This window comes from Burkholderia sp. BCC0405 (assembly GCF_902833075.1).
In the GTDB taxonomy this organism is placed as follows: Bacteria; Pseudomonadota; Gammaproteobacteria; order Burkholderiales; family Burkholderiaceae; genus Burkholderia.
On sequence record NZ_CADFEO010000027.1, the window covers coordinates 109,308 to 115,932 of the forward strand.

A 6,625-nucleotide genomic window follows, 5' to 3' on the forward strand; every position below is an offset into this window, starting at 1 on the left:
TTTTACTCCGCTGCGTCAGGCGCTCAGTACGGCACCGGTCGTCTTCAGGAAGCGAACCTTCTTGCCTTCCTCGACCTTGATGCCAACACGCGACGCCTTGCCATTCGCGTCGACCAGTGCGACGTTCGAAATATGCAGGGGCATCGTCTTCGCTTCCACGCCACCCGTCGTACCCTTCATCGGGTTCGGCTTCACATGCTTCTTGACGAGGTTGATACCTTCAACCGTCACATGCTCTGCACCGACAGCCAGCACGACGCCGCGCTTGCCCTTGTCCTTGCCAGTGACGACGATGACCTCGTCACCTTTGCGAATCTTGTTCATCGCGACTCCTTACAGCACTTCCGGCGCCAGCGAAACGATCTTCATGAATCGTTCGCTACGCAGCTCACGCGTGACCGGCCCGAAGATACGGGTGCCGATCGGCTCGAGCTTGTTATTCAAAAGCACAGCGGCGTTGCCGTCGAACTTGATCAGCGAGCCGTCTTGACGGCGCACGCCCTTGGCGGTGCGGACCACCACGGCGTTGTAAATTTCGCCTTTCTTCACGCGCCCGCGCGGCGTTGCCTCTTTGACGCTCACCTTGATGATGTCGCCAATGCCGGCATAACGACGCTTCGAGCCGCCGAGCACCTTGATGCACAGGACTTCACGTGCACCCGTGTTGTCGGCTACTTCGAGCCGAGATTCGGTCTGGATCATGGTTTGTCTTTCCCAACTTAATCCGGATGCACCACCATGATGCATTCGGTCAGTCTTGGTCCCGTCAGCCAATCGGCTGCTTGGGTTGGAACAGCAGCGACGGCAAACGAAACCCGCCATCGCAATTCGGTGAATCTTTCGGACAGGCAGGCGCCAGTCCGCTTCCCCCACCAACTTCGCCCGCGACGGGGCTCCCATAAAGAGGGAAGACCAGGATTATAACAAATAATCCTGGTCACGCAAGCAAATACTTTGCGATTTCAAGCACTTCGCGGAGAAGTGCTTGTTACTGCCTACTGCTCTGCCCGCTTAGATGACGCGAGCTGCTTCGACGAGGCGCGAAACCGTCCAGGCCTTCGTCTTCGAAACAGGACGCGTTTCCTGGATTTCGACGAGATCGCCTTCGTTGTAGGTGTTCGCTTCATCGTGCGCGTGGTACTTCTTCGAACGCACGACATACTTGCCGTAGATCGGGTGCTTGACGCGGTGCTCGATCAGCACGGTGACGGTCTTGTCCATCTTGTTGCTGACGACCCGACCGACCAGCGTCCGCTTCAGCGAGGTTTTCACGCTATCGTTCATTTCTGGTTCGCCTTCTGAGTCATGACGGTCCGCACACGTGCGATGTCGCGACGAACCTTCTTCAGCTGGCTCGTGTTCGTGAGCTGCTGGGTCGCGAGTTGCATGCGCAGGCCGAATTGCGCCTTCAGCAGGTCCGCCAGCTCCTTGTTGAGCGCGGCCTGGTCTTTCTGGAGAAGTTCGGAAGCCTTCATATTTTCTCCTTAGGCGCCGAGCTGGCGCACGATGAACGCCGTCTTCAGCGGCAGCTTGGCTGCAGCCAGACGGAACGCTTCGCGTGCCAGTTCTTCGGTTACGCCGTCCATTTCATAGAGCATCTTGCCCGGCTGGATCTCGGCGACGTAGTACTCCGGGTTACCCTTACCGTTACCCATACGCACTTCGGCCGGCTTCTGCGAAATCGGCTTGTCCGGGAAGATCCGGATCCAGATGCGGCCGCCACGCTTGATGTGACGCGTCATTGCACGACGCGCCGCTTCAATCTGGCGTGCGGTCAAACGACCGCGACCGATCGCCTTCAGGCCGAATTCACCGAACGACACTGCGTTGCCGCGCGTCGCCTTGCCAGTGTTACGACCCTTCTGCTCTTTACGATACTTTCTGCGTTTCGGTTGCAGCATCGTTATTCTCCAGTCTTGCCGTCTTCGGGCTTGCCGGCGCCACGGCGCGGTGCGCCACGACGAGCACCCGGAGCGCCGCCTTCGCCGTCACGGCGCGGACGACGGTCGCCCGGACGCGCATTGCGACGCGGACGCTTGTCTTCGGCTACTTCTTCCACCACCGGTGCGTCGTTGCGGCCGAGCGTATCGCCCTTGTAGACCCACACCTTGACGCCGATGATCCCGTAAGTCGTCTTCGCTTCCGAAGTCGCGTAGTCGATATCGGCACGCAGCGTGTGAAGCGGCACGCGACCTTCGCGATACCACTCCGTACGAGCGATTTCGATACCGTTCAGACGGCCCGCGCTCATGATCTTGATGCCCTGGGCACCCAGACGCATCGCGTTCTGCATCGCACGCTTCATCGCGCGACGGAACATGATCCGGCGCTCGAGCTGTTGCGTGATCGAGTCAGCGATCAGCTGAGCATCGGTTTCCGGCTTGCGGATTTCTTCGATGTTGACGTGAACCGGAACGCCCATGCGGCGTTGCAGTTCCGTCTTCAGCTGCTCGATATCCTCGCCCTTCTTGCCGATGACCACGCCCGGACGCGAGCTGTAAATCGTAATGCGCGCGTTCTTCGCCGGACGCTCGATGACGACCCGACCGACCGAAGCGTTCTTCAGCTTCTTCTTCAGGTATTCACGAACACCGATGTCTTCCTGCAGCATCGCCGCGAAATTGTTGTTGTTCGCGTACCAACGCGAAGCCCAATTGCGGCTGACAGCCAGGCGGAAGCCAGTCGGATGAATTTTCTGTCCCATCGTATGGCTCCTTAATTCCCGACCGTCACAGTGATGTGACAGGATTGCTTCTCGATGCGGTTACCGCGGCCCTTGGCGCGCGCGGTGAAACGCTTGAGCGATGCAGCCTTGTCGACGTAGATGCTCTTGATCTTGAGCTCGTCGATATCGGCGCCTTCGTTGTGCTCCGCATTCGCGATTGCCGACAGCACAACCTTCTTCACGATGCCAGCCGCCTTCTTCGGCGAGAACGTCAGAACGTTCAGCGCCTTGTCGACCGGCAAACCGCGGATCTGGTCAGCCACAAGGCGCGTTTTTTGCGCCGAGATGCGGGCACCGCGATGAATTGCTTTCACTTCCATCTTGATTGCCCCTTATTTCTTGGCCTTCTTGTCGGCTGCGTGACCCTTGAACGTACGGGTCAGTGCGAACTCGCCAAGCTTGTGGCCGACCATGTTTTCCGAGATGTACACCGGAACGTGTTGACGGCCGTTGTGAACAGCGATCGTCAGGCCGATGAAATCCGGCAGAATCGTCGAGCGACGCGACCAGGTCTTGATCGGCTTTTTGTCGCGCGAAGCTGCAGCCGCCTCAACTTTCTTCAGCAAATGGGCGTCGCAGAACGGACCTTTTTTAACAGAACGTGCCATTGCCTACTCCTTAACGCTTGTGACGGCGCTGGACGATCATCGTCGTCGTGCGCTTGTTGCTACGGGTGCGATAACCCTTAGCCGGAGTACCCCACGGGCTAACCGGATCGCGACCTGCAGCCGTCTTGCCCTCACCACCACCGTGCGGGTGATCGACCGGGTTCATCGCAACGCCACGCACCGTCGGGCGGATACCGCGCCAGCGGTTCGCGCCAGCCTTGCCGATCTGGCGCAGGCTATGCTCTTCGTTGCCGACTTCACCGATCGTTGCACGGCACTCGATGTGTACGCGGCGGATTTCGCCCGAACGCAGACGAACCTGCGCGTAGACGCCTTCACGTGCGAGCAGCATGGCCGACGTACCAGCCGAACGCGCCATTTGCGCGCCCTTGCCCGGCAGCATCTCGATGCAGTGGATCGTCGTACCGACCGGAATGTTGCGGATCGGCAGCGTGTTGCCTGCACGGATCGGCGCTTCCGAACCCGACATCAGCTGTTGGCCGACGGTCAGGCCCTTCGGGGCGATGATGTAGCGACGTTCGCCGTCTGCGTAGAGCACCAGCGCGATGTTCGCGCTACGGTTCGGGTCGTACTCGAGACGCTCGACCTTTGCCGGAATGCCATCCTTCGTGCGACGGAAATCGACGATACGGTAGTGCTGCTTGTGACCACCACCCTTATGACGCGTGGTGATACGGCCGTTGTTGTTACGGCCGGCGGTCGAGCTCTGCGAGTCGAGCAGCGCCGCGAACGGCTTGCCCTGGTGCAGGTTCTTGTTGACCACCTTGACCATCGCGCGGCGACCCGGCGATGTCGGCTTAACTTTCACGATTGCCATGATTACTTGGCCTCCGCTTCAAAGTTGATTTCCTGGCCGGGCTTCAGGCAAACGTACGCCTTCTTCACGTCCTTGCGGCGGCCCATCGAACGGCCAAAGCGCTTTTGCTTGCCCTTCTGAACCAGCACGTTGACGGAATCAACTTCGACCTTGAACAGCAGCTCGACAGCCGCCTTCACTTCCTGCTTCGTGGCATCCGGTGCGACTTCGAACACGACTTGCTCGTTCTTGTCGGCAACCAGCGTCGCCTTTTCCGAGATCACCGGTGCGAGCAGGACCTGCATCAAACGATGATCGTTCTTGCGAATCTCGCTCATGACAGCAACTCCTCGATCTGGGCGACCGCAGCCTTCGTGACCAGCACTTTCTTGAAGTAGATCAGCGAGAGCGGGTCAGCGTAGCGCGGCTCGACAATTGCCACGTGCGGCAGGTTGCGCGATGCCAGGTACAGGTTTTCGTCAACCGTGTCGGTGATGATCAGCACGGAGTCGAGACCCATGGTCTTGAATTTGTCGGCCAGCAGCTTGGTCTTCGGCGCTTCGAGGATGATGTCCTCAACGACCGACAGACGGCCTTCACGGGCCAGCTGCGAGAAGATCGAGCAGAGACCTGCGCGATGCATCTTCTTGTTGACCTTGTGCGAGAAGTTTTCTTCCGGCGAATTCGGGAAGATACGACCACCGCCACGCCACAGCGGGCTCGACGACATACCGGCACGAGCGCGGCCCGTACCCTTCTGGCGCCACGGCTTCTTGGTCGTGTGCTTGACTTGCTCACGGTCCTTCTGTGCGCGGTTACCCTGGCGAGCATTCGCCTGGTAAGCGACGACGACCTGGTGGATCAGCGCTTCGTTGTAGTCACGACCGAACACGACGTCCGATGCGTTGACCACTGCACCTTCCTGACCATTTTCGTTCAGGAGCTTGAGTTCCATTATTTCGCCCCCTTGGTCTTGACGGCCGGCGTCACGAAGACCTTGCCGCCCTTCGCGCCCGGAATCGCACCCTTCACGAGCAGCAGCTTGCGCTCTGCGTCGATACGAGCGATTTCGAGGTTCTGCACCGTCACCGTCACGTCACCCATGTGACCCGTCATGCGTTTACCCGGGAAAACGCGACCCGGATCCTGCGCCATACCGATCGAGCCCGGCACGTTGTGCGAGCGCGAGTTACCGTGCGTGGCACGGCCGGAGGAGAAGTTGTAACGCTTGATCGTACCGGCGTAGCCCTTACCGATCGACACGCCTTGCACGTCGACCTTCTGGCCCACTTCGAAAAGATCAGCACCGACCACGGCACCATTCGACAGCTCGGCTGCCTTGGCCGCGTCAATGCGGAATTCCTTGAGGATTTCACCGGCTTCGACACCGGCTTTGGCGAGATGACCTGCCAGCGGCTTCGTCACGCGCGAGGCACGACGGGAGCCGAATGCAACCTGCACGGCCGTGTAGCCGTCGGTTTCAACAGTCTTGATCTGCGTCACGCGGTTGTCCGACACGTCCAGCACGGTGACGGGAATCGAATCCCCTTCCGCCGTGAAGATACGGGTCATGCCAACCTTGCGACCTACGAGTCCAAGGCTCATCATTTTCTCCATTCCCGACTGCGATTGGTCGGGGCTGATTTACAAAATGCCGGGCACGCAAGGCCCAACTTTTTTACGCGAATACGCGAAAAGCCAAGCATTATAGCCCGACCCTGCGTTTTCTGCAAGCAATCAAAGACTTAGCGCCGCCAGGCAAGCCGGTCGGCGCTGGAAGCCTTACTGCAGCTTGATTTCCACGTCGACGCCAGCCGGCAGATCGAGCTTCATCAGCGCGTCAACCGTCTTGTCGGTCGGATCGACGATGTCCATCAGGCGCTGGTGGGTACGGATTTCGAGCTGATCGCGCGACGTCTTGTTGACGTGCGGCGAACGCAGGATGTCAAAACGCTGGATGCGCGTCGGCAGCGGCACCGGGCCACGGACGATTGCGCCAGTCCGCTTCGCGGTATCGACGATTTCGGCAGCCGATTGATCGATCAGACGATAGTCGAATGCCTTCAGGCGAATGCGGATTTTCTGTTGCTGCATGACGATTCCTTGGAAAGAGCGAGGCGATGTTGCATCGCCGGACACTAAAAGAACGTGAAACATGACGCCTGCGGGGAGCGAGACATCAGGTTCCGGACGGTACTTCCACTGCTAAGCCCGCGATTCTACACGAAATTCTGGAGCGATGGTGCGAGTTTCTCACCCCTCGCTTTCTCGCCACGGAAAAACAAAACCGGGCGCCAGCGCAAGCTGGACACCCGGTTTAGACGGTACGGACTGCATACCGCGGAATCACGGATCCCGTCGGGATCCGTGGATCGTCGAAATTACTCGATGATCTTGGCGACGACGCCGGCGCCGACCGTACGGCCGCCTTCGCGGATTGCGAAGCGCAGACCTTCTTCCATCGCGATCGGAGCA

General features: G+C 59.4%; 13 protein-coding genes and 1 pseudogene. All 14 read right to left on the reverse strand.

Features of this window, described 5'->3' with window-relative positions; all coding sequences use genetic code 11:
• Positions 1–15 precede the first annotated feature (15 nt).
• Positions 16–324 (reverse strand): 50S ribosomal protein L24, encoded by a 309-nt coding sequence (rplX, locus tag HWX36_RS32630; protein ID WP_006477187.1) that lies wholly within the window; start codon positions 322–324, stop codon positions 16–18.
• Positions 325–333: 9 nt separating this feature from the next.
• Positions 334–702 carry a 50S ribosomal protein L14 gene (gene rplN, locus HWX36_RS32635; protein WP_006482918.1) on the reverse strand — a complete coding sequence of 123 codons (369 nt, stop codon included), beginning with the start codon at positions 700–702 and terminating at the stop codon, positions 334–336.
• Between the two features lie 309 nt (positions 703–1,011).
• Complete coding sequence (gene rpsQ, locus HWX36_RS32640; RefSeq protein ID WP_006477189.1) at positions 1,012–1,284, reverse strand: 30S ribosomal protein S17; 273 nt, start codon at positions 1,282–1,284, stop codon at positions 1,012–1,014.
• Positions 1,281–1,475 (reverse strand): 50S ribosomal protein L29, encoded by a 195-nt coding sequence (gene rpmC / locus HWX36_RS32645; protein ID WP_006400652.1) that lies wholly within the window; start codon positions 1,473–1,475, stop codon positions 1,281–1,283. Before rpmC ends, rpsQ begins: the two co-directional genes overlap by 4 nt.
• A 9-nt stretch (positions 1,476–1,484) precedes the next feature.
• On the reverse strand, positions 1,485–1,901 hold the full coding sequence (rplP, locus tag HWX36_RS32650; protein WP_006482873.1) for a 50S ribosomal protein L16: 417 nt from the start codon (positions 1,899–1,901) through the stop codon (positions 1,485–1,487).
• A 2-nt stretch (positions 1,902–1,903) separates the two neighbouring features.
• Positions 1,904–2,704 carry a 30S ribosomal protein S3 gene (gene rpsC / locus HWX36_RS32655; RefSeq protein WP_006482899.1) on the reverse strand — a complete coding sequence of 267 codons (801 nt, stop codon included), beginning with the start codon at positions 2,702–2,704 and terminating at the stop codon, positions 1,904–1,906.
• An 11-nt stretch (positions 2,705–2,715) separates the two neighbouring features.
• Entirely contained in the window at positions 2,716–3,045 is a 330-nt protein-coding gene (rplV, locus tag HWX36_RS32660) for a 50S ribosomal protein L22 (RefSeq protein ID WP_004199272.1), read from the reverse strand.
• Between the two features lie 12 nt (positions 3,046–3,057).
• Positions 3,058–3,333, reverse strand: a complete 276-nt coding sequence (rpsS, locus tag HWX36_RS32665) for a 30S ribosomal protein S19 (RefSeq protein WP_004199273.1) — start codon at positions 3,331–3,333, stop codon at positions 3,058–3,060.
• 10 nt (positions 3,334–3,343) lie between these two features.
• A complete protein-coding gene (gene rplB, locus HWX36_RS32670) occupies positions 3,344–4,171 on the reverse strand; it encodes a 50S ribosomal protein L2 (RefSeq protein WP_006482900.1) in 828 nt (275 codons plus the stop codon).
• Positions 4,172–4,173: 2 nt separating this feature from the next.
• Complete coding sequence (rplW, locus tag HWX36_RS32675) at positions 4,174–4,488, reverse strand: 50S ribosomal protein L23 (RefSeq protein ID WP_004199275.1); 315 nt, start codon at positions 4,486–4,488, stop codon at positions 4,174–4,176.
• Positions 4,485–5,105 (reverse strand): 50S ribosomal protein L4, encoded by a 621-nt coding sequence (gene rplD, locus HWX36_RS32680; protein WP_006477192.1) that lies wholly within the window; start codon positions 5,103–5,105, stop codon positions 4,485–4,487. Before rplD ends, rplW begins: the two co-directional genes overlap by 4 nt.
• The gene (gene rplC, locus HWX36_RS32685) at positions 5,105–5,755 is read right to left on the reverse strand and encodes a 50S ribosomal protein L3 (protein ID WP_006482922.1); all 651 of its coding nucleotides are present in this window, start codon (positions 5,753–5,755) and stop codon (positions 5,105–5,107) included. Before rplC ends, rplD begins: the two co-directional genes overlap by 1 nt.
• Before the next feature lie 177 nt (positions 5,756–5,932).
• Positions 5,933–6,244, reverse strand: a complete 312-nt coding sequence (gene rpsJ / locus HWX36_RS32690; protein WP_004199280.1) for a 30S ribosomal protein S10 — start codon at positions 6,242–6,244, stop codon at positions 5,933–5,935.
• Between the two features lie 287 nt (positions 6,245–6,531).
• A pseudogene (locus tag HWX36_RS32695) lies at positions 6,532–6,625 on the reverse strand (elongation factor Tu); the annotation flags it as partial.

Coding starts and splice junctions, on each gene's coding strand:
- rplD (WP_006477192.1), bottom strand. CDS start 5,105: ATGGAACTCAAGCTCCTGAACGAAAATGGTCAGGAAGGTGCAGTGGTC.
- rpsC (WP_006482899.1), bottom strand. CDS start 2,704: ATGGGACAGAAAATTCATCCGACTGGCTTCCGCCTGGCTGTCAGCCGC.
- rplX (WP_006477187.1), bottom strand. CDS start 324: ATGAACAAGATTCGCAAAGGTGACGAGGTCATCGTCGTCACTGGCAAG.
- rplN (WP_006482918.1), bottom strand. CDS start 702: ATGATCCAGACCGAATCTCGGCTCGAAGTAGCCGACAACACGGGTGCA.
- rplC (WP_006482922.1), bottom strand. CDS start 5,755: ATGAGCCTTGGACTCGTAGGTCGCAAGGTTGGCATGACCCGTATCTTC.
- rplB (WP_006482900.1), bottom strand. CDS start 4,171: ATGGCAATCGTGAAAGTTAAGCCGACATCGCCGGGTCGCCGCGCGATG.
- rpsQ (WP_006477189.1), bottom strand. CDS start 1,284: ATGAACGATAGCGTGAAAACCTCGCTGAAGCGGACGCTGGTCGGTCGG.
- rpsJ (WP_004199280.1), bottom strand. CDS start 6,244: ATGCAGCAACAGAAAATCCGCATTCGCCTGAAGGCATTCGACTATCGT.
- rplV (WP_004199272.1), bottom strand. CDS start 3,045: ATGGAAGTGAAAGCAATTCATCGCGGTGCCCGCATCTCGGCGCAAAAA.
- rplW (WP_004199275.1), bottom strand. CDS start 4,488: ATGAGCGAGATTCGCAAGAACGATCATCGTTTGATGCAGGTCCTGCTC.
- rpsS (WP_004199273.1), bottom strand. CDS start 3,333: ATGGCACGTTCTGTTAAAAAAGGTCCGTTCTGCGACGCCCATTTGCTG.
- rplP (WP_006482873.1), bottom strand. CDS start 1,901: ATGCTGCAACCGAAACGCAGAAAGTATCGTAAAGAGCAGAAGGGTCGT.
- rpmC (WP_006400652.1), bottom strand. CDS start 1,475: ATGAAGGCTTCCGAACTTCTCCAGAAAGACCAGGCCGCGCTCAACAAG.